This window comes from Halobacillus litoralis (assembly GCF_020524025.1).
GTDB classification, from domain to species: Bacteria; Bacillota; Bacilli; order Bacillales; family Halobacillaceae; genus Halobacillus; species Halobacillus litoralis_D.
Genome location: NZ_JAIVKN010000001.1, coordinates 666,221 through 692,204 on the forward strand (window position 1 = coordinate 666,221; position 25,984 = coordinate 692,204).

The following is a 25,984-nucleotide window of genomic DNA, read 5'->3' on the forward strand; positions in this document are numbered from 1 at the left end:
TTCTATTTTGCCGTACTTTATCGAACTTCCTTTCTAACCGGAGCACGCTCAGTCTTCAAAGCCGGGGTCCGCGGGCTCACTGAGGATCTTCTGCCCACGCGAGTTACGGGCGGGTTCAAGGTCCACATTAGGAGTAACAGAAATAGGCGTTATTCGAAACTATAGCAGCTAAATATCCATCTCCATGCTTAAGCGGCGGTCATTTCCAACAATAGTCAGTGTACTCCTGCGAAAAAAAGTCGACGAGACACATGAGCACCAAAGAGAGTGAGGAGGGCCGACGCCTCGCCCGTGGAAAGCGAGTCGTTCGCCAGTCACACCTTTTGTTCAACTATAAAAAAACGCATGTGACACGGTGTCATTTTTTTGTTGACTTGAGCTTAAAGATGCATTAATATTGTTAAGTATCATCTTTATGTGACACGGTGTCACATGGTGGGGAGGGGCGACATATGCCTAATCAAACGTTTTATAATTTAACGGAAGATAAACAGGATTCCCTATTGAAAGCGTGCAAAATGGAGTTTTCCAGAGCACCCTTACACGAAGCATCCATTTCAAACATCATTAAAACATGCGGGATTTCAAGAGGGAGTTTTTATCAATACTTCGAGGATAAAGAAGATGCGTATTATTTCATATTAAAAGAACATTCAAAGCAGAGACAGGAATCATTCATTTCTATTCTAAAGGAGGAAGACGGGGATCTTTTTTCTGCTATCACGAAGTTTTTTCAAATGACCCTGGATGAACTTGAAGATGAGGAACGTCAATCGTATTTTAAACATGTATTCCTAAACATGAACCATAAAATCCAGAATACATTCACAAATGGAGATACGGAAGATAAGTTTCTGCACTATTTGAACAGTATTAAGCAGTATATCAATCAGGAGCAGTTAAGTACAGAAACGGAAGAAGAGCTCTATCATGCCATCCATTTGGTGCGGATAGTTATGCTGAATAATTTAATTCAACATTTCGCCAAAGGGTTATCAAAAGAAAAAGCTATGGAGAATTTCAAAATTGAATTACACCTTTTAAAAAAGGGGCTCTCCAAGTAGGTAAAGGGAGGAATAATAATGGCTGAAGTAAATAAACAGCATGAAAAAACAAGTGAAGAACAGCCAATCAATCGAATTGCGATTGTATCCGTCTTATTGGTGAGTGCTTTTGTTGCTGTGTTAAATCAAACATTGCTCAACACAGCGCTGCCGAATATTATGGAAACCTTGCAAGTGTCAGCAAGTACATCCCAATGGTTAATGACAGGATTTATGCTGGTGAACGGAGTCATGATCCCGATTACCGCTTTTTTAATTGGGAAATTTACAACAAGGCGTTTGTTTTTTACTGCCATGACCTTGTTTACTATAGGTACTGTTGTGGCGGCCGCCGCCCCCAATTTTCCGGTCCTGTTATCAGGACGATTGATTCAAGCGGGGGGAGCAGGCATTATGATGCCGCTCATGCAGACGGTTATGCTTATGATCTTCCCAATTGAAAAACGAGGAACAGTCATGGGAATGGCTGGTCTGGTTATTGCCTTTGGTCCAGCGATTGGACCGACGTTGTCCGGTTATCTTGTGGAAGAATATTCATGGCGTGTACCTTTCATGATTATTATACCGATTGCAATCGGAGCTATGATCTTTGGCGCTTTCGCGCTTAAAAACGTGACGAAGCAGACCAATCCTGTCATTGATATCTTATCTATCATATTGTCTACCTTTGGTTTTGGCGGACTTCTTTATGGTTTGAGCAGTGCAGGGAACGACGGATGGGACAGCGCCAATGTCTATATCGCTATTATTGTAGGAGCTGTATCTCTTACAGCGTTTATTTTAAGGCAGTTCCGCTTAGAAAAACCGATCCTGGAATTCCGTGTCTTCGGTAATAAAATCTATGCGTTGGCCGCTGTTATCAGCATGATCGTAATGATGTCTATGCTTGGAGCTGAACTTCTCATTCCTATTTACATGCAGACGATGAGAGGGTTCACAGCATTTGAATCCGGTCTGCTCCTTCTCCCAGGTGCTATTGTTATGGGTGTCATGTCACCGATCACAGGTAAGATCTTCGACAAGGTTGGAGCACGCTGGTTAGCGATCATTGGTCTGACGATTATTGCGGTGACAACTTTTGAGTTCACGAACCTGACAGCCACAACCAATTACAGTTTTATCATGGTCATTTACGCCATTCGTATGATGGGGGTAGCTATGGTGATGATGCCCGTGTCTACCGCCGGTTTGAACCAATTATCAACGGAATGGATTCCTCATGGTACAGCTATGAATAACACCCTGCGTACAATTGCAGGTTCCATTGGTACGGCTCTATTGGTTACAGTTATGACAAATGCTTCAAAAGATTATGTACCAACAGCTGGTGCTTCCAAAGAACAAATGATGTCTAACGCTATGATACACGGGATTAATGTCGCGTTTATGGTCGCTACGATCATAGCCATTACTGGGATTGTTTTATCATTCTTCATTAAAGGTAAGCCTAAGAAGAAACAGGATGAAACGGCACCTGAAACGGAAGGAAGCTTACAAACCAATTAAGAACGACAGGATTATATAAAGGGTATAGATAAAAAAGGGGCGTCATCCATGTAGGATGATGCCCTTTTTATCTATGATCGTTCTGAAAGTCTTTCCTTAGTTGATAATGGTGTCTTCAAGAGTCGTTAAAATTTTATCGCGGGGGGTGTTTCCTGCAATTTTTGTTACTGTTTTTCCTTTTTGTTTAACAACAAGGAGCGGCAGTTCTTCTTTAGGGACATTAATTTTATCCGCGTGTGTCTCCGTTTGTTTAAACTCGAGTCTTTCATGAACCTGCTGTTTCAATTTCCAATCAAGTAAAGCACTGAGATAATTTTGAGCTTCATTCTCTTTTTCCGGTTCTGTATATAAGTATAATTCGTAGTCATCAGGAGCTGCCGTTAGCACTTGTACATTTTCTGACTGCTGTATACATCCTGCCAATAAAAGGATAGGTAACAAAAATACGAGCATTCTCTTTAACATGCAAGCCACTCCCTTTTATTTATTCCAAATTCAGTATAACAGGGAATGTTCAGTGATCCCTGGTTGTTATTGATTTGTCATAGAAATGAAAGCTGTATGTCGAATTATGATAATATCTCTTAAAAATGAATCATTTATGTAAAATGGAGAGTTTGGATAAATAAAGGGGTCTATCTAAAACACATTACCTTAATCTTTCGGGCCTTATAGGGGGGAGTGGATTGGAAAGCAAATGACTAAAGGGCTGTATTATACCTGGTGTTGATATTATAATTAAATATTTATTGAGAGTATAACAGGTATCTTGCAGTCTTCGTTTTTAGATATTTAATTATATAGAAGATCCTTCGGGGGGCGGGTCGCTTTCCGCGGGCGTGTGCTGAGCTTCCTCAGACTTCGTCTTCCGGGGTCTCAGCTATCCCGCTCATCCCGCAGGAGTCTCCCCGCCTCCCTTCGGATCTCATCAATATGTTGGTCAAAATATAGTAGTTTATGCTGCTTTCTGATAACAGAAGAGGCTGGGCACTGTACTGTAATTATATTGTTTACTTTTACAAAACCACCCACACTGAATGGAATATCCAATCTCTGAATTTTTAATGGGGGAGGGAAACTGCGATACTCATGCGGGAATGGACAGACTGGCAGGACCCCACAAAGTAAGCCTCCTAACCTTTTACAAACATGACGAATTTGGATCTTGCAGGTAAGAGGTCTTGGATGAAATCAACATGAAGGTTCAACATAATCTATAAAATGTTTAAAAGAGTAAAAAAACCGGACCTCATAGATAGGTCCGGTTTTTGTAGGTTTGTTATTTTTTCTTCTTGAGATTGACTTTCTTTGCTTCATCCTGGAATGTCTTAAATAAGGAGAAGCAGATCAGAATCATAATGAATGTGAACGGGAAGGCTGCGATGATGGCAGCTGTCTGCAATGCACCAAGACCACCCTGCCACAATAGTACGGCTGCGGCACCCGACTGGATAATACCCCAGGTGAATTTCACCTGGTTCTTCGGATTAAGACTGCCATTGGTTGTCTGCATACCTAATACAAAGGTTGCAGAGTCAGCAGAAGTTATGAAGAATGTACTGATTAGTAACAGCCCGATTACACTCATAACGGCTCCTAAAGGTACATTTTCCAGCATTGAGAAGAGGGCTACCTCTGCACCCAGTTCATTGACATCTGAGTAAATATCTATTCCATCGAAATATTCAAGAGAAATCGCTGTACCACCGAAAACGGAGAACCAAAGCGCACCGAAGATTGTTGGTACAAGCAGAACGCCAAGAATGAATTCGCGGATTGTACGGCCTCTGGAAACACGGGCAATAAAGGTACCAACGAATGGTGCCCATGAAATCCACCATGCCCAGTAGAAGATTGTCCATCCTTGAACCCAGGAACTGTCTTCGGCGAACGGTGTCAGACGGAAGCTCATGTACGGCAGGTCACGAACATAGGAACCGAATGTCGTTGTGAAGTAATCCATAATAAAGTTCGTAGGCCCTGCAAAAAGAAGAAATACCATTAACGCAATCGCTAAAACGATATTTGTATTACTCAAGTATTTAATTCCTTTATTTAAGCCTGTCATAGCAGAGAGCATAAAGAGAACGGTAACGGCAGCAATAACAATTAACTGCAGTGTGAACGTGTCCTCAAGACCACTGATGCTGTAGGCAAGTCCGCTGGAGATCTGCAAAGCACCAAAACCTAGAGATGTGGCTACACCAAAGATTGTTGCAAATACAGCGATAGAGTCAACAATTGTACCAATAGGTCCTTTCACTCGCTTTTCTCCCAGGATAGGTGTAAGAGCAGCACTAAGGACACCAGGTGCGTCTTTTCTGAATTTAAAGTACGCAAGTGCAAGCGCTAATACAGCATAGATGGCCCATGGGTGAAGTCCCCAGTGGAAGAAAGAGTATTTCATTGCTGATTGAGCAGCTTCTTGACTCATCGCTTCCTGTCCCGGAAGCGGCGGGTTATGGAAGTGGGAGAGTGGCTCTGCCGCACCCCAGAATACAAGCCCGATTCCCATACCTGCACTAAACAGCATGGCAAACCAAGTGATGTATGGATATTCCGGCTCATCGTCCGGCTTTCCTAATTTTAAGTTTCCGTATTTAGAAAATACCAAAAAGATAGCAAAGATTAAGAATCCTGTGGCTGACAATAAGTAGAACCAGCCGAATTTTTCAGTTAAGAATCCCTGAATCGTTGATGTTACGTTCTCTAAGTTCCATGTAGGTAACGTCGTATCAGGTATAATTCCCCATCCAATGAATAAGAAAGCAACTACGACGGAAATGTAAAATACTTTGGTAACTTGATTCATGACGAACATCCCTCCTAATTTGTTTTTTCAACTTTCCTCAGTTCATTCTGTGTGCATATAGCACTTTTCTATCAGATGCATCTGTTTTTCTGACAAATTTTGCAATTCCTCCAAAACGTCGTGAAAACAAAGCATTTCATAGATCAAAATGGTTTGAGGGGGTAGGTGGTGTCGATACCCTGTTTGCTTGATGACATGCTCTTCTTTCCATTTCCAGAAGGTATCATCCAATTGGTTGACCATTTGAAACTGCTCTTCACTGATGGAGTGGGCGGGGTCCAGAAGAACTTTTACATACTCCTCAGTTAAACTCAACAACAAATCTTTTTCACTTTCCGTAAAGTCAGAATCTATTGTCTGAACATACTGGAGGTTCCCTAAGTGATAAGCGATTTGTTGAAAAGCAGCCAATTTTCGTTGAGACAACTGGAATGAAACCATTTCTTCCTCCGAATGACGGTGGTATTTCCATTCTTCCCGCTGGTACTGGGAGAGAAGATTGGTTCTTTCCAAATGAGCAGTCAATTGACGGTAGGACCGCTGTATCCCTCGCGTTTTCTCTTTAGATTCTGCTGTAACTTCAGAAATTATTCTTCTCAACAGCAGGCCAGCATGATTATACAAATCATTAATGTTCTTGTAAATCATCGGAGAATAGTTAGGCGGTAAAAGGAAAAAATTCACAAAAGTTGAAACTATAATACCAATAGAAGTAGTACCCAACCTTGTTATAAATGAAACAATATAATTGTCCTGAAACTCAGGAATCATAGCTGTGGCCGTGATGGTAGCTACTAAAATTCCATCATCCAAATTCAACTTATGGCATACAGCGATCGTAACCATTGCCACAAGTGCAAACGTCAAAGCCCCTTTTCCGAGCATTCCGTAAAAGGTGGTCGCAAGCAGTGCTCCAATTGCGGATGCAGGAAAACGAATGGCCGCTTTCTTTATGGAATCAGCGGCAGTGTGTTCGATTGTAACAATGGCAGTAATAACAGCAAAAACGATGGGTAAATTAAAAAAACCGCAAATCAATGCAGTCAAAAAGACAGAAAAACCCGTTTTTAATGTTCGGCTTCCTAAGATTTTGAATTTTTTCATTGTTTGAAGCATGTATATCACCCATATGTAAGAAGTCATCGGACCACGATATATCATTATATAATAAATTCCCCGAAAACGATAGAAAAAATGTAGATTCTTCTTATATAATAGAGAAAGTGGAAATACATAGCAAATGGAGGGTCACACATGAAAAGATGGACAACTCTCTTAATCCTTATGGTTTTGCTTCTTGCTGCCTGTTCGAATGATAGTGATGAGGCACAGGGAGAAACCGAGGAGACAGGGACGGAGAATACGACGGAAACCGAGGAAACAGTAGAGGAAAAGGAAGCGGAAGAAGCTGCTGCTGAACCAGAAGAGGAAGCTGCTGAAAAAGAAGAAGTAAATAAAGAAGTGGCAAAAGCAAAAGAACCGGAGTATGAGTGGAGGGACAATGGTTACTTTAAACCAATCGATGATGCCAACCCTCAAGTCGTTTTACTCACTTTTGATGACGCACCGGACAAATACGCTTTAGAAATAGCGGAAACATTGAAAAAAAATAATGCACCTGCCATCTTCTTCGTCAACGGTCATTTTCTTGATTCAGAAGAAGGGAAAGAACAGTTGAAGAAGATTCACGAGATGGGCTTTGCTATCGGCAACCATACGGAAACTCATCCGATTGAGACACTTAAGGGTTTATCTAAAGAGGAACAGAGAGAGGAAATTTTGAGTACCAGTGATAAAATTGAATCAATTATTGGGGAACGACCTGTCTTTTTCCGTGCACCAAACGGAGCCAATACTGAATACTCCACTCAATTAGCTAAAGAAGAGGGCATGCTTGTCATGAACTGGACCTATGGGTATGACTATTTTGAAGAGTATATGAACGCAGAGGCTCTTACGGATATCATGGTGAACACAGAGCTCCTTAACTATGGAGCAAACCTCCTTATGCACGACAGGGAGTGGACGAACAAGGCCCTGGGAGACATTATGAAGGGTCTTCGCGACAAAGGGTATGAGTTCTTAGATCCAGCGTTAATCAAAACCCCATAAATGACTTTGACCATCCAACTGGATGGTCTTTTTTTGTTCTGATTTGAAAAGAAAGGTCATAGAATTTTAGGGTGGGAAATTATTAGTATGACACAATTATTAAAAAGTTATACTTTTGGGCTTGATTTTTGGATTGTGTCATATTAAAATAAAACTACATTGAAAACGATTACAAAAACTAAGGAGTGGATGTGAATGGGTACAATCGTATGCCAAGACTGTCAGAAGGTAATCGAGCACTATGAAAATGAAAAAGTTTCGACTCTTTACAGCACATGTCCGACTTGCAATAAGACTGAGGAAAAGTAATACCCTGTATCTGCTTAACCAGGGGTTTTGCTGAGGAATACAAAAAAGGAACCAGCCGCAAAAGATGTGGCTGGTTCCTTTTTTATGAGGAATGGGGATGAGATTTTTTTCAGAAGCCCCCACTCATTTAATTTTATGATTATTGAAACGCTCTTTGTTCACGGATCACCTGAATGGTTTCTAACGTATCATCCTCAGGACCCTGAACAGGCAGACCGGCTTCGATATTCTCATAGATATAGTCGATGTTTTCAGCGGTAATAATCTCCCCGGGAATAAAAATCGGTATACCCGGAGGATAGACCATGACGAATTCAGCACTGATACGTCCGACAGCCTCTCTGAGAAGAATTGTTTCTGTTGATGCGTAAAAAGCCTCCCGGGGGGAAAGTGCAAGGACAGGGATGTCTGGAACTTTAACCGGGGTGTTTTTTACTTCTTCTTTTGAAGAGCACGCGTCTGCTAAATGGTGAAGGGCATCCACCAGTTTTCCGATATCTTCTTCGCGGTCACCAGGTGTGATGATGCAGAGAATGTTATACAAATCGGACAGCTCGACTTCAATGCTGTAATTTTCTCTAAGCCAGACCTCCACATCATAACCCGTCATGCCGAGCTTTTTAACTGAAATAATCAACTTGGTAGGGTCGTAATCAACTGTAGCATCCGTTGTCAGGATCTCATCGCCCGGACAGTAGAGAGAGGGCACTTCGTTAATGCGCCGGCGTGCTGAATCAGCGAGTCTAAGTGTCTGTTCCAGGATTTCATGACCGTTAATCGCTAAATGACGTCTGGCTGTATCAAGAGAAGCCAGAAGCAGATAAGAAGTCGATGTCGTGTGCAGCATCGATAAGACAGCCTGTACGCGTTCATGAGAAACCAGGCCTTCGCGTAAATTCAACACGGAGCTTTGCGTCAGTGAGCCCCCGAGTTTGTGCACACTCGTTGCTGCAAGGTCGGCTCCAGCCTGCATAGCAGAAAGTGGAAGACGTTCATGAAAGTGAATATGGACACCGTGAGCCTCATCAACTAATACAGGAATATCGTAGCTGTGGGCAATGTCCACAATCCCTTTTAAATCGGCTGTTACACCGAAGTATGTGGGGTTGATAACTAAGAGCCCCTTCGCATCGGGATGGGCTTCACACGCTTTTTTTACAGCTTGTGATGTGATGCCGTGAGAAATACCGAAGCGTTCATCCAATTCCGGATGAATAAAGACCGGTTTAGCTCCTGAAAAGATGATTGCTGTCGTCACTGATTTATGGACATTTCGCGGGACGATAATTTTGTCACCTGGATGACACACGCTCATAATCATCGTCATAATTGCACCGGATGTTCCTTGTACAGAAAAAAAAGTATAGTCCGCACCAAAGGCGTCTGCCGCTAGATCCTGAGCTTCCTTAATCATTCCATGAGGGTGATGCAGGTCATCCAGCGGTTCAATATTAATCAAATCAATAGATAAGGCATTGTCACCCAGGAATGAACGAAACTCTTCGTCCATTCCTTTCCCGCCTTTATGCCCTGGAATGTGAAACTGGACAGGCTTTCGTTCTGTATGTTTTTTTAACCCCGTGAAGAGGGGCGTATCGTGTTGGTTCATTTATACAAACACCTCTTTGAATAGAAAGCTCTGCTGAACGGTGGTGTTGATTTTTTGTATACATTTTATCATGTGTTATTTGGTGTAACGAAGGGGCCTTGGTGGAACGACCCTCTTTCCTGCGAGCGATTCGTTTTCCAAGTCCGTCATTATGTCTTACAGATAAGGGAGCTTATATAAAATCAACAAAAGATTGAACAGAGCAAAATAGAAAAGCAAATGAATTATAGCAGAGTACCTTCCTGCTGGCTAGTCTTTTATGCCTTCTACTTCGAACCATGATAAAATGGAGCCATGGAGGTGGGGAAATGGAATGGAAGACGCGTGTGACGGAGCTGCTCGATATTACATACCCGATTGTACAAGGTGGACTTGCCTACCTGGCGTACTCTGAGCTTGCTGCAGCTGTTTCAAATGCAGGGGGGCTGGGTCAGATAACAGCTATGAGTATGGAGGGACCTGATCAGTTAAAAGAAGAGATTGATTCTGTGAGAAAGAAAACCAACCGTCCGTTTGGTGTTAATTTTGCCATTGGTCAGCATGGACGGCCATTTCAAGACATGGTGCAGGTAGCTGTTGATGAAGAAGTACCCGTTATTTCTGTGACAGGTGGAAATCCAAAAGGAGTGCTTGATCTTGTAGATGGAACAGGGATAAAGACACTTGTTCTTGTCGCTTCAAGACGACAGGCTGTTAAAGCAGAAGAGCTGGGTGCGGATGCGGTGATGGTTGTTGGTCATGAAGGTGGTGGACATCTTGGTCGGGACGACGTGGGGACATTTGTGCTGACTCCTCAAGTCTCAGACGCCGTTGGAATTCCTGTTCTTGCCTCCGGAGGTATCGGTGATGGGCGGGGGATTATGGCCGCTCTTGCCCTTGGCGCTGACGGTGTCGAGATGGGCACGAGGTTTATAGCTGTAAAAGAGTGTGTTCATGCCCACCCTGCCTACCAGCAGGCCTTAATTGATGCAGAAGAGACTTCGACAAGTATCATTAAACGAAGTCTTCAAACACCAGCCCGTGCCTTGAAAAATACTTGGACAGAACGTATCTTAGAATTGGAGAAGGAACAAGCCGGTTATGAAGGACTGCGTTCTTATATAAGCGGTGAGGCGAATAAAAAGTTCATTTATGACGGAGACCAAGCCTATGGGTTTGGATGGGCGGGCCAAGTGGCTTCCAGAATCCAGGATGTGCCGACGGCGGCTGAATTGTTCGAGCGAATGATTTCAGAAGCTGAAGGTATACGCCAGAGGTGGAATACCTGAAAGAGGAGGATGTTGATTGAGCTATACGTATCCCATTGACGAGGTTCATTGGACAAAAGAAGAAATTATTGATGTTGTCAATTTCTACAGCATGGTGGAAAAAGCGTATGAAACGGGAGTGGGTCGCGATGATCTGCTGATGGCTTATACAAGGTTTAAGCAGATCGTACCTTCAAAGAGTGAAGAGAAAACCTTATGCAATACGTTTGAAAAGGAGTCGGGTTACTCCTGTTACCGGACGATTAAGGAAGCGAAGGCTTTAGGAAAAGGCGACAAAATAAAAATGTAATCAATAGAAGGGGCCTGTCTTTGGACAGGCCCCTTTTTACTGCTTTATTGATGATCTGTTTCAAGCTGCTTTGTGTAGCGGTAAAACGGTTCAAGTGTTTGGAACGTCTCTCTGCAGAAGTTTATAAATGCTTCTGGGTCTTTCAAACGTTCATCGCCGCGTGTGAGCTGACGTCCACATAGGATTTCTGCTTTTTTTACAGACTTTAAGCGTTCGGTCATACTTGAGAACTTGTCGCCATCTACATCGCTGTGGGGAATGGCTTCTGGTTTTGTGTGATCGACCGACCAGACAAAATCTTCCGGGAGTGAGGAAAGAATTTCGCTTTTCTTCTGTTCGAGCTTGTAAGCGAAATCCTGTTTAATGGGACTTTCATAAATAACGGCAAACCAGATAAATACATGGGTTTCCCATAAACCGACCTGGAAGTGAGGGAGCTTTTTGTACCCTCTCTTATTGGAGGCAAGAGCCGCCCACGTATCATTTGGAGGATTTGTTTTTCGACGGGCGTGCTTAGCCACATGAACGTACATTTCATCACCGGTCATAGCGGTCACATCAGGGGCAAGTTCTGCAGCAATGGCTTCAAGCTTTGGAGAAAGTCTGTCTCTTAAAGCTTCCATTCTATTTTCAAGTCCTGGGATTGAAAAGACATCAAAGTCTTCTTGTGTAAATCCATTAAAAGTAGTCACTCTATCAACTCCTAGCTAATCTCGGTCCTATTTTACCACAAACTCATCTTGAGGCTAAGGAATGCGTTCGTTTGGTTTGAATGAATTAAAAATGGGTTACATATAAGTAATCTAACTGAAACTTCTGTAGCGAAAGTCACATATATATAAGGTAAGGATATAAAAGGGAGGGATTGGCAATGAAACATGTCATGGAAGCGTTGCGTAAAAGAGAAGCTGAAGAGAAGCTCCCGGTAATCCGTATGGAGATTGATTACGAATTGGTTACTTTGCATGATGCAATGATTGCCGGGAATGTTGAACAGATAAAAAAGACAAAAAGACGGCTTTCTGAACTTCGTAAACAATTAATTGAATGGTCTATCGAGTAGCGAGCAACAATAGGGTTGCTCGCTTTTTTCTTTGGGAACGCGCCCATGGTCTTTTACATGCAATTGACGAATTGTTTTGATAGGATAAAGGATAAGACGAATAAAAGGGGTACGATGATATGGATCAACAGAAAAAGAATGAGATATTCACTCAAGCGAAAACTTGGATTTTGGAAGCCGGTGAACGGATAAAATCGAAGATCGATTCGCCGCGATCCATCCAGACAAAGTCCAACCCGAATGACCTGGTGACAGAAATGGATCAGGAAACAGAACAGTTTTTTGCAAATAAAATAAAAGATACTTATCCGGAACACTATCTCCTTGGAGAAGAAGGTTTTGGAGATGAAATTGAAGACCTTGGCGGAACGGTCTGGATTATAGATCCCATCGATGGAACTATGAATTTTGTCCATCAAAAAAGAAATTTCGCCATCTCAATCGGCATATACCATGAAGGAACAGGTGAAATCGGCCTGATTTATAATGTTATGGAAGGTATATTATATACGGCAAAACGAGGGGAAGGGGCCTATAAAAATGACAGCCGCTTACCTGATCTCAGCCAGGACAGGCCATTGAAACAGTCCATATTGGCACTGAATACGACTTGGTTAATTCCAGAGAACCCTTACGTAGATCATAAGGGAATGCAGGAACTTGTAAAGACGTTAAGGAGTACACGTTCCTATGGTTCGGCTGCGCTCGAATTCGCCTTTTTGGCAGAGGGGCTTTTAGATGGTTATTTGACGATGACGCTGATGCCGTGGGATTATGCAGCCGGAAGCATTCTTGTTCGTGAAGTAGGTGGAATCGTTACCCGTGCAGACCAGTCAGAGCTGGACCTTCTAAACAAAACAACCGTACTCGCCGGCCGGTCTAATATTCATGAAGAAATCGCCAGTGAATATGTACAACTAAAACAAAGATGAAACCACGCACGCCTATACAAAAGCGGCCTTATTTAATAAGGCCGCTTTCTAATTCCTTCATGCTCTTTGATACCTTCGTTTCCGTCTTAAGCCTACACTCATGAGGGCGAACCCTAAAAGAAATAATGCTCCAGCAAGCCAGAAGTTTTCTTGACCGAGAGCAAATCCAACGCAGACGAAAGACAGGATGACACAAAAGGCTAAGAGAGCCGAATTTAAATGATAATTTTTCACATGCTCACCTCTATTCCCATTTATTATAAAGGATTTGTCTAAATAATGAAAATGGTTACATGGGTAGCATCTGTTCAAAGAATCTAGTAATATAGATGGAAGAACAGGGTATCCTTGAGGAGGAACATCATGAATGATACGTCCACACTGCCGGTCCCTACAGATCTATGGCCTGTAGCTGATTTCTTTTTCCGGGGCTTTGGCAGCGAAGTAAATTTAAATGATGAAAGCGAAGTGACGATGTTATTTCGGTCGTTTATGCTCTTATACTTAGCCACTGTAATATTGGCAATTATCACGTTTAAGCTGGGATTTGCCCGAAAGCTTCCATTAATGAAGGCGGTTGTCGTATATGCTGTGTTAATTATTGGGACCTTTGTCCTTACGCTGATTCTTGGTTTAAACTTACCCATTCCGGAAAGTTTATTTGTGGCTGCATTGATTCTTGGCATTTATCGTCTTCGTCTCCATAGAGAAAGAGGAGCACGGCAGCAGAATGAATCGTCTTAACCGAAAAACCCCGGCCATATATATGGCCGGGGTTTTGTTTATGCATAAAAGTTTAATCATGAAGTCTAATTTCGTACGAGTGTTCAGCTTAGATGTTTTTCACGTTTACGTTCCCGGTTAAAACGAAAGGAACCGGTAGCGACCCGTTTGTGAGTCTTTTCTTCTATACGATCGTGACAGGATTGACACATGTACGTGTGAATCCGTCGATTTCTAAGCCGTTTTGCTTGCAAACAATAACTGTCAATCTTTTCAATTTGATCGCAAATCACGCACTGTACACGCATCTTCTCACCTCTATTTCTCTTTCCGATTACCTATAGTTTAACATATTATTTTTTTTGAAAATAGATGGAGTTTCCATGTTTGAGTTAATAGTGGTTTGGGAACTGTAACTACAGAAGTCAAGGAAGGGGTGATTTTGTGAGAAAGCGTTGGATTGTAACAGCTGCAGGTGCAGTAGCAGGAGGTTTGGCCGCATACCTTTTAAAAGATGAAGATAAGCGGCAGCAGGTGAAAGATAAGGCACGTTCCATTCAGGGCAGCTTCGGAAAATCAGAAGATATGCCGATAGAAGAAGCAGGAAAGCCTGAACTGTCTGATCTGGAGAACTCTAAGATGGTAGAGGAAGGATCCCAGTTCGGCGTCCAATACTATAATGAACTAACAGAGAAAGAAAGAGAAATCCTAGAAAAAAGCAACAGCTAAATCCATCCGGATTTAGCTGTTTTTCTGTCGCTATTCTTGTTTTGACTGTTCTTTTTCCAATTCTTCGAGTTTCTTTTGTTCTTTCTCAGGCACTGACCCTTGGTTATTGTTGGATTTTGGCTTTTCATTAATCCGTCCACCAGGCATGTAGCGGGCGATAATTTGACTTAATTCATCTGTGACCGCTTCAACCGGATGCCCTTCGGATATTTTCTGACCAAGTCCACGCAGACGTTCTACAGCATCAGCGTCAGCAAAGACAGCAGCCTGCTTACCATAGGGATCATTTTTGAGAGCTTCGGCTACCGAGTATTTTATTACTCCGACACGGGAACGATCTAAATCCTTGTCGACATCAATGCCCACCGCTACATAATCACCGAGAACAACAGCCGTTGCGTCATGTACATCAGGGACTTGAACAGCTAGTTTAGCCAGATGTCTGGCGGCCTGCTGATTTGTCATATTTTTACGTTCTACAGGATCAGAATCTGTGACGTATTTTAATTCAGAATCCCCTTGTTTTTCTTCAAGCAGGGATTGTTCTCCACCGTTTTGCTGACAGGCTGTTATAAAGAGTAGAACAGCGATCCATAAGAGTTTCTTCAATGAAAACCACCACTTTTTTTATTTATAGCCTGTGTCAGCTTGAAAATAATATACAAAAAGGACAGCTTATAAAGCTGTCCCAAATGTTTACTGCAATACAATTTTTTTAATGCCTTTGATCGGCTCAGAACGATTGGAGCCATCTTGAAAGTAGAGGTGGACGGGACCTTCCTCGCGTAAGGGTTTTCCGTCTTTAGCAAATAATAAGAGTGACTCAGCCAGCGCATCGGCATCAATGACTTGTTCCCCATGTTCTGTGACCAGGGTAGCTTTTTCAACATCCCTGTTTGGCTCACTCGTATGAAGGAATGGTTTTAAAGGCATGAGAAAAGTACCTTTTACCAACCGCTTTTTTTCATAACGATTAATGCTTTTATTGACAGGGGGATTAATTTTCTGTTGATACACTTCTCTGTCAAAACGCATGGATTGGCGTTTTAGCTCATCGTCTTCTTCTGTAGATTGATCTGAAGTTTCGCCTTCGAATACTTCAGAGAACGTCATTTTACGATCATCAAAAATCCATACCGTAGGATCTAACGTAATTGGGAATTTTACATTTCCTGCTATTTGAACAATCATGGCTGAAGCCACCTTTCGAGTAGTAAGAATCGTCCATCCAAATCATAGCAAAAAATGAATTCGATTTCATTAAAGGAGGCTCTATTCATTGATTAAAGATATTACATCAGATGTATTGGAAGATTGGCTGAATAACGTCCGTCCCTACGCATATGACGGTCAGGTCGCTGATTATATCCCTGCATTATCGAGGCAGAATCCAGAGGATCTTGCTGTTGCGATCCATTATTTGGACGGGGACACAGTAGAAGCGGGGGAGACAGAAGCCTTGTTTACACTACAAAGTATATCCAAGGTGATATCTTTAGCCCTTGCCTTAATGGACAATGGAGAAAGTTATGTATTTGATCGTGTAGGCATGGAGCCGACTGGCGATCCTTTCCACTCCATTTACCGACTTGAGCAGATTCCTTCGAAACCATTAAACCCAATGATCAACGCTGGTGCCTTAGCTGTAACGAACATGATTCACGGTGACACACCAGATGAAAAAGTCGGACGCCTGCTGAGTTTTATTCATGAACTTACGGATGATCCCACCATCCGCTATAACGAGGAGGTAGCCACATCCGAATTTGAAACGGCCTTCTTGAACCGTTCGCTTCTTTTTTATATGAAGCAGCATAAAATTGTAACAGGCAGCGTCGAAGAGACCTTGGATGCCTACACGAAGCAGTGTGCGATTGAAGTGAATGTCTGCCAGCTGGCAAGAATCGGTGCTCTGTTTGCTAATGGTGGGAAAGACATCGCATCCGGAAGAAGAATTATCCCTAAACACCTGGCCCGCATCTGTAAAACCTTTATGGTTACATGCGGCATGTATGATGCTTCAGGATCATTCGCGATTAAAGTGGGCATTCCGGCTAAAAGCGGCGTCTCCGGTTCCGTCCTTGCTTCATTGAATGATTTCGGTGGAATCGCTGTCTACGGACCAAGTCTTGACGAAAAGGGAAATAGTGTAGTTGGATTAAAATTACTGGAGACCTTGTCCAATCGCTATGACCTTTCCATTTTTTAAGCATGTTTAATTCCAATGTTGCAATTTTCACTCCAAAACGATAAGATAATGAAAAGAAAGACTTGTGTAATGGAGGGGATTTTGATGTTGTCTGATGTGGCTGTGGATCATCGGGAAAAAGCCTATGCCCTTCTAAAAGCTGACGCTGATAAAATATTAAGACTTATAAAAGTACAGATGGACAACCTGACTATGCCTCAGTGTCCTCTTTACGAAGAAGTTTTAGATACACAGATGTTTGGATTATCCCGTGAAATCCATTTTGCGGCCCGCTTAAACTTGATCAGCCATGAAGAAGGTAAAGAATTATTAGATGACTTGGAAAAACAATTGAATGTTTTACATGAGGCTGCACAAAAGTCTTAATATAAAGCTCAAATTACGGCAGGAACTGTTGTGATTTGAGTTTTTTAATGGTTGAACTCGGTGGAAGCTCCTGATTTGCAGGGCTTCTTCTTTTTTTGCTGGTTATATGCATTTTTTTACTTATTTATGAAAATAATTCATTTGTTAGTGAGCATACTTAAGGCTCTGCAATCCTTCTCCGTACCTTTACAATAATCGATAATTCGGGGGAAAAGAGCTCCCAAAATGTTTTCTATTGGGCGAATTGTCAAATAAGAAGGAATTTTGAGATAAGATGAAGAACTATAGTTTACAGTACGTCCATTTAAAACATAGTCGAAAACAGGGAGTGGGAGTATGTCAGAAGTGAAGAAGATTAACAAAGTATTAGTTGCGAACCGCGGTGAAATCGCTATCAGAGTATTTCGTGCATGTACCGAATTAAATATCCGCACGGTTGCTATTTATTCTCAGGAAGATACAGGATCTTATCATCGTTACAAAGCAGATGAAGCTTATTTGGTAGGAGAAGGCAAAAAACCAATTGATGCGTATCTGGATATAGAAAGAATCATTGAAGTTGCCAAAAGTGTCGATGTTGATGCCATTCATCCAGGGTATGGGTTCTTATCAGAAAATATTCACTTTGCCCGTCGTTGTGAAGAAGAGGGACTCACATTCATTGGACCGACAAGTGAGCACTTAAATATGTTTGGAGATAAAGTCAAAGCAAGAGATCAGGCGGTTAAAGCGGATATACCTGTTATCCCGGGCAGTGACGGACCGGTAAGCGGTGTTCAGGAAATTCGTGAGTTTGGTGAGAACCATGGCTATCCATTGATGATTAAAGCGGCCATGGGAGGCGGCGGAAGAGGAATGCGTGTTGTCAGGAGTGCAGAAACGCTTGAAGAGTCTTATGACAGGGCTCGTTCTGAGGCGCGTGCAGCCTTTGGTAGTGATGAGGTTTATGTAGAAAAACTGATCGAAGAACCGAAGCATATTGAAGTTCAGATTCTTGGAGATCGAGAAGGAAACATTGTCCACCTTTATGAGCGGGACTGCTCGGTCCAGCGACGCCACCAGAAGGTTGTTGAAGTGGCACCAAGCGTAAGCCTTCCAGATCAATTAAGGGAAGACATCTGTCAGGCAGCGGTAAAATTAATGGAAAATGTTCAATACATTAATGCAGGAACGGTAGAATTCCTTGTTACTGGTGATCATTTTTACTTTATTGAAGTAAACCCTCGTGTTCAGGTCGAGCATACCATTACAGAAATGATTACAGGCGTTGATATCGTACAGTCGCAAATTCTTGTAGCCGAAGGATATGGCTTACATAGTGAAACGATTGCCATTCCGCAGCAGGAGGAAATCCGTACGCATGGCTATGCGATCCAGTCGAGAGTGACAACAGAGGATCCACTTAACAATTTCATGCCGGATACCGGGAAAATTATGGCCTATCGTTCAGGTGGAGGATTTGGTGTCCGTCTTGATGCAGGGAACGGTTTTCAGGGGGCTGTCATTTCTCCTTACTATGACTCTCTCTTAGTTAAACTATCTACTTGGGCTCTCAGTTTTGATCAAGCGGCTCATAAGATGCTTCGAAACCTTAAAGAGTTCCGTATCCGTGGAATTAAAACAAACATTCCTTTCTTGGAAAATGTGGTCCAGCATAGTCAATTCCTTTCCGGAGAATACAATACAATGTTTATTGACCGCTCTCCAGAGCTGTTTGTTTTTCCGAAACGAAAGGACCGCGGGACGAAAATGCTTTCCTACATTGCTGATCGCACAATCAATGGGTTTGAAGGCTATGGAAATAGGAAGAAACCAGTATACTCCAAGCCAAGGATTCCAAGCATTAAATATTCTGAGCCTATCCCGGATGGGACGAAGCAGATCCTGGATGAGCGTGGACCTGAAGGACTGGCTGAATGGCTGAAGGAAAGAAAAGAAGTCCTGCTTACAGATACGACGTTCCGTGATGCACACCAGTCTTTACTGGCTACGAGAGTCCGTACAAAAGATTTAGAAAATATCGCAGAACCTACAGCCAGACTCCTGCCTGAACTGTTTTCAATGGAAATGTGGGGAGGAGCCACGTTTGATGTGTCCTATCGTTTTCTTAACGAAGACCCTTGGGAGCGGTTATTAAAGCTTAGGAAAAAGTCCCCGAACGTACTGTTCCAAATGCTGCTTCGAGCTTCCAATGCAGTGGGATATAAAAACTACCCGGACAATTTGATCAAGGAATTCGTTGAAAAGAGTGCTGCAGCAGGCATTGATGTCTTCCGGATCTTTGACAGTCTTAACTGGGTGGAAGGGATGAAGCTGACCATTGAGGCTGTAAGGGAAAGTGGGAAAGTAGCAGAGGCTGCTATGTGTTACACGGGAGATATCCTGGATGAAACACGCCCGAAGTATGACCTTGCGTATTACACAAATCTTGCTAAAGAACTGGAAGCTGCCGGCGCGCACATTTTAGGTATTAAAGACATGGCTGGTCTACTGAAACCAGAAGCTGCGTTTCAATTGATTTCTACGTTAAAAGAGACAGTGAATATTCCCATTCATCTGCACACCCACGACACGAGTGGAAATGGCTTGTTTACTTACGCCAAAGCAATTGAAGCCGGGGTCGATGTTGTCGATGTTGCTGTAGGTTCGATGGCCGGTTTAACATCCCAGCCAAGTGCCAACAGTCTTTACTACGCTTTAGAGGGAAGTGAACGTAAACCGAACCTCGATATTGAAGCGTATGAGAAACTGGGTCATTTTTGGGAAGATACAAGAAAATATTACAATGATTTTGAAAGCGGCATGATTGCTCCACACACAGAAGTGTATGAGCATGAGATGCCGGGCGGGCAGTACAGTAACCTTCAGCAGCAGGCCAAAGCGGTCGGACTGGGACAGCGATGGGGAGAAGTGAAGGAGATGTACAGAAGAGTTAACGACATGTTTGGAGATATCGTTAAGGTGACGCCTTCATCCAAAATCGTAGGAGATATGGCTCTTTATATGGTGCAGAATGATTTAAATGAAGATGATATCTATGAAAAAGGAGACTCTATTGACTTTCCGGATAGTGTTGTACAATTTTTCCAAGGGTATCTAGGAAAGCCTTATGGTGGTTTTCCAGCAGAATTGCAGCGCATTATACTGAAAGGTCGTGAGCCTATCCAGGTTCGTCCTGGTGAGCTCTTAGAACCTGTTGATTTTACAGACCTTAAAGAAACGTTGTTCCATGCGCTGGACAGACAAGTGACGAGCTTTGATATGATCAGCTATGCTTTGTATCCAAAGGTCTTTATGGATCACCATAAATTCCGCGAACAGTATGGAGATATGTCTGTTCTCGATACACCGACATTCTTCTATGGGATGAGGCTTGGGGAAGAGATTGAAGTAGATATTGAGCAGGGGAAAACGTTGATTGTAAAACTGGTGTCTGTCGGTGAGCCTCAAGTGGATGGTACGCGTACGCTCTATTTTGAGTTGAACGGTCAGCCGCGTGAAGTAGTCGTTAAAGATGAGAACGTAAAAGCATCGGTTCAAGAACGCCCGAAAGCAGATAAGACAAACAGCAGGCATATTGGTGCCACTATGCCTGGAACGGTGATTAAAGTGTTATCAACTAAAGGTGAAAAAGTGAAAAAAGGAGATCACTTAATGATTACCGAGGCGATGAAGATGGAGACAACGGTCCAGGCTCCATTTGAAGGGGTCATTAAAAACATTTATGTAGAAAATAATGAAGCGATTCACGTGGGTGATCTGCTTATTGAATTTGAATAAGCATAGGTCTGAATAGAACAGCATAATCCCGTCCACTGTCATCAGGGGCAGTGAACGTAAAAGATGATTCAGAAAATAGAAGTTTAATACAGGGTTCTGACAGTGAAAACGAGCAGACCTCTAAAATTGAAATACTGAAAATAACGTCCAGGGCACTGCCTGCTGGACGTTATTTTTTTCTTGCGTAGAGAATTACCGGTGTCTCGATGGTAAAACCATGATCTATGGTTTTTTTATAAAAATTTTCGTGTTTCCAAAGAACCTGCATGATTTAAAAGACTTGAATGAATTTCCAGGAAAACTTGCAAAAAGAGCATGGGTTTGCTAGAAATATAAGGAATGCTCTTCTTGTATTTGTCTTTTTGTCATGATTCTCAAACGAAGCGTTAAAAATCCTTCAGATGGTTGATACTAGGGAGTGAGAGCGTTTCACAAAGTTGTCACAAATTAATAAAATTGTCCACTTTAAATAGATAGAAGAACAATTACATGATACAATTATTCTGATGTTTCTTGTCATAGATCAAGATACAAAGTTGGAAACAGTTCTCCTATAGCGTCTCGTACGCACAGAAAAATGGGAGAAGGTAGAAGGAGGAAGATAATACGATGGACAATCCAAGAACAGTCGAGTCTGCTTCTACAGAAATGATCCGTACGAATACCCAGGAAACTACTTTGTTAGCTGATATAAAAAGTTTAATCAAAGTTGGTATTATTAATTCTAATTTGATTACTACATTCGCAGGGTTCTGGCTCGCTTTGCACTTCACCGGAACTTCATTTTTTGATCAGTGGGCGACTTTTCTGCTGACAATGGCGGGAACCGCCTTGGTTATTGCAGGCGGCTGTATAATCAATAATTGGTTTGATCGGGATATTGACCCGATTATGTCACGGACAAAAAATCGTCCGACGGTGACAGGTACAATGTCTCTGTCATTCGTGAGGAATTTGGGTATTGGGATTTCGATCCTGGGCTTTGTCACCCTGCTCTTTACTACATGGCAGGCTGCCGTGTGGGGTGCCTTTGGGTGGTTCGTCTATGTTGTTCTTTACACAATGTGGTCGAAGCGCAAATACACCATTAATACGGTTGTCGGAAGCTTTTCAGGAGCTGTTCCGCCGCTTATCGGCTGGTCAGCGATCGATCCGGGCCTTCAGCTCGAAGCAGTGATTCTTTTCTTAATTATGTTCATCTGGCAGACGCCGCACTTCCTGGCGCTTGCTATGAAAAAGAAAGATGAATATAAGGCCGCTGGTATCCCCATGCTACCGGTAGTCCACGGGTTCCGCATGACAAAAAGACAAATTGTCGTTTATGTTGCATGCTTACTCCCGTTGCCTATATATCTAGCTTCACTTGGCAGTGTTTTTCTTGTAACAGCTTTTCTACTATCCTTTGGCTGGCTTGCCCTCGGGATTGCCGGTTTCTTTATGAAGGATGATTACAAATGGGCGACATGGATGTTCATTTATTCATTGAACTATCTGACCATTATGTTCTTTATGATGGTAATCGTCACTTTGCCGTTCCCTTTTTAACGTACTGACCCCTTCATCGGGGTCAGTTCTTAAATAAAAAAAGTATCACAAGAGAAAGAGAGGTATCACTCATGAGAGGTTGGATGGGAAGAATTCGTTCCTTATTTCTTTTTGGTGCTTTGACCATGCTTCTTGCCGGCTGCGGTATAGAAAATGTCAGTGCATTAAAGCCAAAAGGATACGGGTCGGAGCTATTATTTGATCTTATGATGATCAGTATTGCGATAATGATTTTCGTATTCGTCATCGTTATGGCAATCTACACATTCGTTCTTATTCGCTATCGCGAAAAGAAAGGACAGGAGCACATCGTTCCTAAACAGACGGAAGGTAATAAAGCATTGGAAGTGATCTGGACAGTCATTCCAATTATATTACTGCTTGTTCTAGCCATTCCTACGGTTCAAGCTACTTTCGATCTGGCTGATCAATCTTCACAAGATGAAGAGGGTGTCATAACCATTGATGTCACAGGAAACCAGTATTGGTGGCAGTTTACATATGCCGACCAGGAGATTGCTACAAGTCAGGAGCTCTACATCCCGACAAATGAAAGGGTATACTTAAACATGAAAGCTAGTGATGTTATTCATTCATTCTGGGTACCATCTATTTCAGGTAAAATGGATACCATTCCTGGTGAAAACATCAACACAATGTACTTAGAAGCTTATGAAGAAGGCACTTACGAAGGGTTCTGCGCTGAATTATGTGGTCCTTCTCACTCCCTGATGTACTTCAAGGTTGTGGCTGTCAGCCCTGATAAATACGATCAGTGGGTAGAAGATATGCAGAACGTAGATCCGGAGGCCGCTCCTGAAACCGCTTCCGCCCAAGAAGGGCAGGAATTGTTCAATAACAACTGTATGAGTTGTCATGCGATTGGCGGAGCGTCAGCTGGTGTAGGACCGAACTTAGCGAATTTTGGAAACCGTACGAAGATTGCGGGGATTCTGGAACCAACTAAGGAAAATTTGAAAGACTGGATTGTCCACCCAGATGAAATTAAGCCAGGGAACCAGATGCCTGTAGAACTTGTAACAAGAGAAGAAGCAGATAAAATTGCAGATTACCTTTTACAATTGCAGCATTCTGAAATTGGACAGGATGTTCCTAGTATTGGCGCAAGTGAATAATGAATGATAAGAAAGAGGTTGAAAAGGGAGGTTAAAGCGTGAGTACTGCAGCAGCACAAAAACGTGGGCTCGGCGCTGTGATTTGGGATTACTTAACTACAGTAGACCACAAGAAGATTGCACATCTTTATTTGGTCTCTGGAGGGTTGTTCTTCCTGATCGGTGGGCTCGAAGCCATGATAATTCGAATCCAGTTAATGAAACCTGATAATGATTTCATTTCTGCTGGACTCTACAATGAAATGATTACTATGCATGGGACAACGATGATATTCCTTGCAGCCATGCCGCTCATCTTTGCTTTAATGAATGCCGTCGTTCCTTTACAGATAGGGGCCAGGGACGTTGCTTTTCCATTCTTGAACTCCTTAGGTTTTTGGTTGTTCTTGTTTGGCGGATTGATGTTAAACGTGTCCTGGTTTACCGGCGGGGCACCGGATGCAGGATGGACCAATTATGCACCCTTATCTACAACATCTCCGGGACACGGAGTTGACTACTATATTATGGGACTGCAGATATCAGGGGCTGGAACATTAATCGGGGGGATTAATTTCCTTGTCACCATCGTTAATATGAGGGCACCTGGTATGACGTATATGCGTATGCCGTTGTTTACCTGGTCCGTGTTTGTAACAAGTACGTTGATTCTATTTGCTTTCCCGGCATTAACTGTCGGCTTGTTCTTGATGATGTTTGACCGCATGTTCGGTTCTGCATTCTTTGATGTCGGCCTTGGCGGTAATGCTATTATTTGGGAGCATTTATTCTGGATCTTTGGTCACCCGGAAGTTTACATTTTAATTCTTCCGTTGTTTGGTGCATTTAGTGACATTTTCTCTACATTCTCTAAAAAACGTCTATTTGGTTATTCCGCCATGGTCTTTGCAACTGTTTTAATCGGTTTCCTTGGCTTCATGGTATGGGCGCACCACATGTTTACCGTAGGAATGGGCCCGATTGCTAACTCAATCTTTGCCGTAGCTACGATGGCAATCGCGGTACCTACAGGGATTAAGATCTTTAACTGGCTATTTACGATGTGGGGCGGCCAGATTAAAATGACGTCGGCTATGCTTTGGTCGATTGCCTTTATCCCATCATTTGTAATTGGTGGAATGACAGGGGTTATGCTTGCAGTAGCTGCAGCAGACTACCAGTATCATGATACGTATTTCGTAGTTGGTCACTTCCACTACGTTATTGTCGGAGGGGTTGTTTTCGGACTATTTGCTTCCGTGCACTACTGGTGGCCGAAAATGTTTGGTAAGGTACTTAATGAGAAACTTGGAAAACTGGCATTCTGGCCGTTCTTTATCGGTTTCCATTTAACTTTCTTTATCCAGCATTTCTTAGGTTTAATGGGAATGCCTCGTCGTTACTGGGTTTTCCTTGAGGGACAGGGACTGGATACAGGGAATATGATTAGTACCATAGGCGCTTTCTTAATGGCCATCGGTACAATTATTTTCGTAATTAACATTGTTTACACTTCTGTAAAAGAGAAGAAAGTTAGCGGAGATCCTTGGAATGGACGTACGCTTGAGTGGTCTATCCCGTCACCACCACCACACTACAATTTTGTGCAGACGCCGCTTGTTCGTGGATTGGATCCATTCTGGGTAGAAAAGATGGACGGTAAAAAAGGCATGACCCCGGCAGAACCACTGGGTGATATTCATATGCCAAACGCTTCCATTCTCCCATTCTTGATATCAGGAGGAGTATTTATTGCAGGGTTCGGATTTATTTATCAAGTAGATGACCCGGCTTGGCTTATTGCTGTATTTGTAGGTATGGGAATTACGCTCGGTTCCATGCTGACACGTTCCCTTAAAGATGATTTAGGTCACCATATTCATAAAGAAGAGTTAGAAGAAGATATTAAGAAGGGGGCTGGCAAATAATGAGTCATGATGATGTTCTTAATCCAAAACAAATGCCGCATGATCCTGAAAAAGCCACCCTTGAAGGTAGAAATAAATTTCTGGGTTTCTGGTTCTTCCTAGGTGGAGAAACCGTTTTGTTCTCCTGCTTGTTTGGTACGTACCTTGCGTTGAATGGTTCAACGCAGGGGGAAAATACACCGGAGCACCTGTTTGGACTTGAGCTTGTCTTTATTATGACGATGCTTCTTTTGACAAGTTCCTTAACCAGTGTGTATGCCATGTACCACATGAAGAATAATGACTTCAGAAAAATGCAGATGTGGCTGACGATCACTGTAATCCTGGGTCTGGGTTTCCTGGGCTGTGAACTTTATGAATTCTTTCACTATATCCATGAATATGAATTCACATTCCGCTCTTCTGCTTTTGGTTCAGCCTTCTATACGCTGGTTGGGTTCCACGGAGGACACGTTCTCTTTGGATTGAGCTGGATTACAGCTCTCATTATCCGTAACCAAAAGAGAGGTCTCAACTTATACAACGCTCCGAAGTATTATGTAGCAAGTCTTTACTGGCACTTCATCGACGTTGTATGGGTATTCATTTTCACTGTTGTGTACCTTATGGGAAAGGTGGGTTAATC

General features: G+C 42.6%; 25 protein-coding genes. 17 read left to right on the top strand and 8 right to left on the bottom strand.

What is annotated here, in order from left to right:
• Positions 1 to 452: 452 nt before the first annotated feature.
• Both LC036_RS03590 and LC036_RS03595 read left to right on the top strand, forming a co-directional pair.
• Positions 453 to 1,064 carry a TetR/AcrR family transcriptional regulator gene (locus LC036_RS03590; RefSeq protein ID WP_226578348.1) on the top strand — a complete coding sequence of 204 codons (612 nt, stop codon included), beginning with the start codon at positions 453 to 455 and terminating at the stop codon, positions 1,062 to 1,064.
• A gap of 18 nt (positions 1,065 to 1,082) precedes the next feature.
• Positions 1,083 to 2,570 carry a DHA2 family efflux MFS transporter permease subunit gene (locus LC036_RS03595; RefSeq protein WP_226578350.1) on the top strand — a complete coding sequence of 496 codons (1,488 nt, stop codon included), beginning with the start codon at positions 1,083 to 1,085 and terminating at the stop codon, positions 2,568 to 2,570.
• 96 nt (positions 2,571 to 2,666) lie between these two features.
• Here LC036_RS03595 and LC036_RS03600 read toward each other — a convergent pair whose 3' ends face one another.
• The 3 genes from LC036_RS03600 to LC036_RS03610 form a co-directional block, all read right to left on the bottom strand.
• Positions 2,667 to 3,023 carry a hypothetical protein gene (locus tag LC036_RS03600; RefSeq protein WP_226578352.1) on the bottom strand — a complete coding sequence of 119 codons (357 nt, stop codon included), beginning with the start codon at positions 3,021 to 3,023 and terminating at the stop codon, positions 2,667 to 2,669.
• Positions 3,024 to 3,849: 826 nt separating this feature from the next.
• Positions 3,850 to 5,382: a BCCT family transporter gene (locus LC036_RS03605; RefSeq protein WP_226578353.1), complete on the bottom strand. Its 1,533-nt coding sequence runs from the start codon at positions 5,380 to 5,382 to the stop codon at positions 3,850 to 3,852.
• A gap of 42 nt (positions 5,383 to 5,424) precedes the next feature.
• Positions 5,425 to 6,498 carry an FUSC family protein gene (locus LC036_RS03610; protein WP_226578355.1) on the bottom strand — a complete coding sequence of 358 codons (1,074 nt, stop codon included), beginning with the start codon at positions 6,496 to 6,498 and terminating at the stop codon, positions 5,425 to 5,427.
• A 138-nt stretch (positions 6,499 to 6,636) separates the two neighbouring features.
• Here LC036_RS03610 and LC036_RS03615 point away from each other — a divergent pair, with 138 nt between their 5' ends.
• Entirely contained in the window at positions 6,637 to 7,494 is an 858-nt protein-coding gene (locus LC036_RS03615; protein ID WP_226578358.1) for a polysaccharide deacetylase family protein, read from the top strand.
• 195 nt (positions 7,495 to 7,689) lie between these two features.
• Positions 7,690 to 7,803 carry a GapA-binding peptide SR1P gene (locus LC036_RS03620; protein ID WP_226578361.1) on the top strand — a complete coding sequence of 38 codons (114 nt, stop codon included), beginning with the start codon at positions 7,690 to 7,692 and terminating at the stop codon, positions 7,801 to 7,803.
• 139 nt (positions 7,804 to 7,942) lie between these two features.
• On the opposite strand, the gene LC036_RS03625 is transcribed toward LC036_RS03620, so the two are convergent.
• Complete coding sequence (locus tag LC036_RS03625) at positions 7,943 to 9,412, bottom strand: aminotransferase class I/II-fold pyridoxal phosphate-dependent enzyme (RefSeq protein WP_226578362.1); 1,470 nt, start codon at positions 9,410 to 9,412, stop codon at positions 7,943 to 7,945.
• A gap of 308 nt (positions 9,413 to 9,720) precedes the next feature.
• Here LC036_RS03625 and LC036_RS03630 point away from each other — a divergent pair, with 308 nt between their 5' ends.
• Positions 9,721 to 10,680, top strand: coding sequence for an NAD(P)H-dependent flavin oxidoreductase (locus tag LC036_RS03630; protein ID WP_226578364.1), 960 nt, complete (start codon positions 9,721 to 9,723; stop codon positions 10,678 to 10,680).
• Between the two features lie 16 nt (positions 10,681 to 10,696).
• Complete coding sequence (locus LC036_RS03635; RefSeq protein ID WP_226578366.1) at positions 10,697 to 10,969, top strand: UPF0223 family protein; 273 nt, start codon at positions 10,697 to 10,699, stop codon at positions 10,967 to 10,969.
• A gap of 44 nt (positions 10,970 to 11,013) precedes the next feature.
• On the opposite strand, the gene LC036_RS03640 is transcribed toward LC036_RS03635, so the two are convergent.
• A complete protein-coding gene (locus tag LC036_RS03640) occupies positions 11,014 to 11,661 on the bottom strand; it encodes a YktB family protein (protein ID WP_226578368.1) in 648 nt (215 codons plus the stop codon).
• Between the two features lie 179 nt (positions 11,662 to 11,840).
• Between LC036_RS03640 and LC036_RS03645 the strand changes: the two genes are divergently transcribed.
• From LC036_RS03645 to LC036_RS03655, 3 genes are all read left to right on the top strand, one after another.
• Positions 11,841 to 12,032: a hypothetical protein gene (locus LC036_RS03645; RefSeq protein WP_226579982.1), complete on the top strand. Its 192-nt coding sequence runs from the start codon at positions 11,841 to 11,843 to the stop codon at positions 12,030 to 12,032.
• A gap of 119 nt (positions 12,033 to 12,151) precedes the next feature.
• Positions 12,152 to 12,964 carry an inositol monophosphatase family protein gene (locus LC036_RS03650; RefSeq protein ID WP_226578370.1) on the top strand — a complete coding sequence of 271 codons (813 nt, stop codon included), beginning with the start codon at positions 12,152 to 12,154 and terminating at the stop codon, positions 12,962 to 12,964.
• Positions 12,965 to 13,327: 363 nt separating this feature from the next.
• A complete protein-coding gene (locus LC036_RS03655; protein WP_226578374.1) occupies positions 13,328 to 13,708 on the top strand; it encodes a YlaH-like family protein in 381 nt (126 codons plus the stop codon).
• Between the two features lie 83 nt (positions 13,709 to 13,791).
• Here LC036_RS03655 and LC036_RS03660 read toward each other — a convergent pair whose 3' ends face one another.
• Entirely contained in the window at positions 13,792 to 13,995 is a 204-nt protein-coding gene (locus LC036_RS03660) for a YlaI family protein (protein WP_226578376.1), read from the bottom strand.
• Between the two features lie 136 nt (positions 13,996 to 14,131).
• Here LC036_RS03660 and LC036_RS03665 point away from each other — a divergent pair, with 136 nt between their 5' ends.
• A complete protein-coding gene (locus LC036_RS03665) occupies positions 14,132 to 14,416 on the top strand; it encodes a hypothetical protein (RefSeq protein WP_226578379.1) in 285 nt (94 codons plus the stop codon).
• 30 nt (positions 14,417 to 14,446) lie between these two features.
• On the opposite strand, the gene LC036_RS03670 is transcribed toward LC036_RS03665, so the two are convergent.
• Together LC036_RS03670 and LC036_RS03675 are read right to left on the bottom strand one after the other, a co-directional pair.
• Positions 14,447 to 15,025, bottom strand: coding sequence for a YhcN/YlaJ family sporulation lipoprotein (locus tag LC036_RS03670; protein ID WP_226578381.1), 579 nt, complete (start codon positions 15,023 to 15,025; stop codon positions 14,447 to 14,449).
• Positions 15,026 to 15,112: 87 nt separating this feature from the next.
• On the bottom strand, positions 15,113 to 15,607 hold the full coding sequence (locus tag LC036_RS03675; RefSeq protein ID WP_226578384.1) for a hypothetical protein: 495 nt from the start codon (positions 15,605 to 15,607) through the stop codon (positions 15,113 to 15,115).
• Positions 15,608 to 15,698: 91 nt separating this feature from the next.
• Here LC036_RS03675 and glsA point away from each other — a divergent pair, with 91 nt between their 5' ends.
• The 7 genes from glsA (at position 15,699) to LC036_RS03710 (ending at position 25,982) form a co-directional block, all read left to right on the top strand.
• The gene (gene glsA / locus LC036_RS03680; protein ID WP_226579985.1) at positions 15,699 to 16,625 is read left to right on the top strand and encodes a glutaminase A; all 927 of its coding nucleotides are present in this window, start codon (positions 15,699 to 15,701) and stop codon (positions 16,623 to 16,625) included.
• 84 nt (positions 16,626 to 16,709) lie between these two features.
• Positions 16,710 to 16,991 (top strand): YlaN family protein, encoded by a 282-nt coding sequence (locus tag LC036_RS03685; protein ID WP_226578387.1) that lies wholly within the window; start codon positions 16,710 to 16,712, stop codon positions 16,989 to 16,991.
• A gap of 336 nt (positions 16,992 to 17,327) precedes the next feature.
• The gene (gene pyc, locus LC036_RS03690; RefSeq protein ID WP_226578390.1) at positions 17,328 to 20,771 is read left to right on the top strand and encodes a pyruvate carboxylase; all 3,444 of its coding nucleotides are present in this window, start codon (positions 17,328 to 17,330) and stop codon (positions 20,769 to 20,771) included.
• A 609-nt stretch (positions 20,772 to 21,380) separates the two neighbouring features.
• Positions 21,381 to 22,316, top strand: a complete 936-nt coding sequence (gene cyoE, locus LC036_RS03695; RefSeq protein WP_226578393.1) for a heme o synthase — start codon at positions 21,381 to 21,383, stop codon at positions 22,314 to 22,316.
• 71 nt (positions 22,317 to 22,387) lie between these two features.
• Positions 22,388 to 23,452, top strand: coding sequence for a cytochrome c oxidase subunit II (gene coxB / locus LC036_RS03700; protein ID WP_226578396.1), 1,065 nt, complete (start codon positions 22,388 to 22,390; stop codon positions 23,450 to 23,452).
• A 38-nt stretch (positions 23,453 to 23,490) separates the two neighbouring features.
• A complete protein-coding gene (ctaD, locus tag LC036_RS03705; protein WP_226578399.1) occupies positions 23,491 to 25,359 on the top strand; it encodes a cytochrome c oxidase subunit I in 1,869 nt (622 codons plus the stop codon).
• The gene (locus LC036_RS03710; protein WP_226578402.1) at positions 25,359 to 25,982 is read left to right on the top strand and encodes a cytochrome (ubi)quinol oxidase subunit III; all 624 of its coding nucleotides are present in this window, start codon (positions 25,359 to 25,361) and stop codon (positions 25,980 to 25,982) included. Before ctaD ends, LC036_RS03710 begins: the two co-directional genes overlap by 1 nt.
• Positions 25,983 to 25,984 lie beyond the last annotated feature (2 nt).

Bases quoted from the DNA above. Each gene is read 5' to 3' on its own strand.
- LC036_RS03605 (WP_226578353.1), bottom strand. From the start codon at position 5,382: ATGAATCAAGTTACCAAAGTATTTTACATTTCCGTCGTAGTTGCTTTC.
- LC036_RS03645 (WP_226579982.1), top strand. From the start codon at position 11,841: ATGAAACATGTCATGGAAGCGTTGCGTAAAAGAGAAGCTGAAGAGAAG.
- LC036_RS03610 (WP_226578355.1), bottom strand. From the start codon at position 6,498: ATGCTTCAAACAATGAAAAAATTCAAAATCTTAGGAAGCCGAACATTA.
- LC036_RS03590 (WP_226578348.1), top strand. From the start codon at position 453: ATGCCTAATCAAACGTTTTATAATTTAACGGAAGATAAACAGGATTCC.
- coxB (WP_226578396.1), top strand. From the start codon at position 22,388: ATGAGAGGTTGGATGGGAAGAATTCGTTCCTTATTTCTTTTTGGTGCT.
- LC036_RS03660 (WP_226578376.1), bottom strand. From the start codon at position 13,995: ATGCGTGTACAGTGCGTGATTTGCGATCAAATTGAAAAGATTGACAGT.
- LC036_RS03620 (WP_226578361.1), top strand. From the start codon at position 7,690: ATGGGTACAATCGTATGCCAAGACTGTCAGAAGGTAATCGAGCACTAT.
- LC036_RS03655 (WP_226578374.1), top strand. From the start codon at position 13,328: ATGAATGATACGTCCACACTGCCGGTCCCTACAGATCTATGGCCTGTA.
- LC036_RS03615 (WP_226578358.1), top strand. From the start codon at position 6,637: ATGAAAAGATGGACAACTCTCTTAATCCTTATGGTTTTGCTTCTTGCT.
- LC036_RS03630 (WP_226578364.1), top strand. From the start codon at position 9,721: ATGGAATGGAAGACGCGTGTGACGGAGCTGCTCGATATTACATACCCG.
- LC036_RS03685 (WP_226578387.1), top strand. From the start codon at position 16,710: ATGTTGTCTGATGTGGCTGTGGATCATCGGGAAAAAGCCTATGCCCTT.
- LC036_RS03650 (WP_226578370.1), top strand. From the start codon at position 12,152: ATGGATCAACAGAAAAAGAATGAGATATTCACTCAAGCGAAAACTTGG.
- LC036_RS03595 (WP_226578350.1), top strand. From the start codon at position 1,083: ATGGCTGAAGTAAATAAACAGCATGAAAAAACAAGTGAAGAACAGCCA.
- LC036_RS03675 (WP_226578384.1), bottom strand. From the start codon at position 15,607: ATGATTGTTCAAATAGCAGGAAATGTAAAATTCCCAATTACGTTAGAT.
- pyc (WP_226578390.1), top strand. From the start codon at position 17,328: ATGTCAGAAGTGAAGAAGATTAACAAAGTATTAGTTGCGAACCGCGGT.
- LC036_RS03710 (WP_226578402.1), top strand. From the start codon at position 25,359: ATGAGTCATGATGATGTTCTTAATCCAAAACAAATGCCGCATGATCCT.
- cyoE (WP_226578393.1), top strand. From the start codon at position 21,381: ATGGACAATCCAAGAACAGTCGAGTCTGCTTCTACAGAAATGATCCGT.
- LC036_RS03625 (WP_226578362.1), bottom strand. From the start codon at position 9,412: ATGAACCAACACGATACGCCCCTCTTCACGGGGTTAAAAAAACATACA.
- LC036_RS03600 (WP_226578352.1), bottom strand. From the start codon at position 3,023: ATGCTCGTATTTTTGTTACCTATCCTTTTATTGGCAGGATGTATACAG.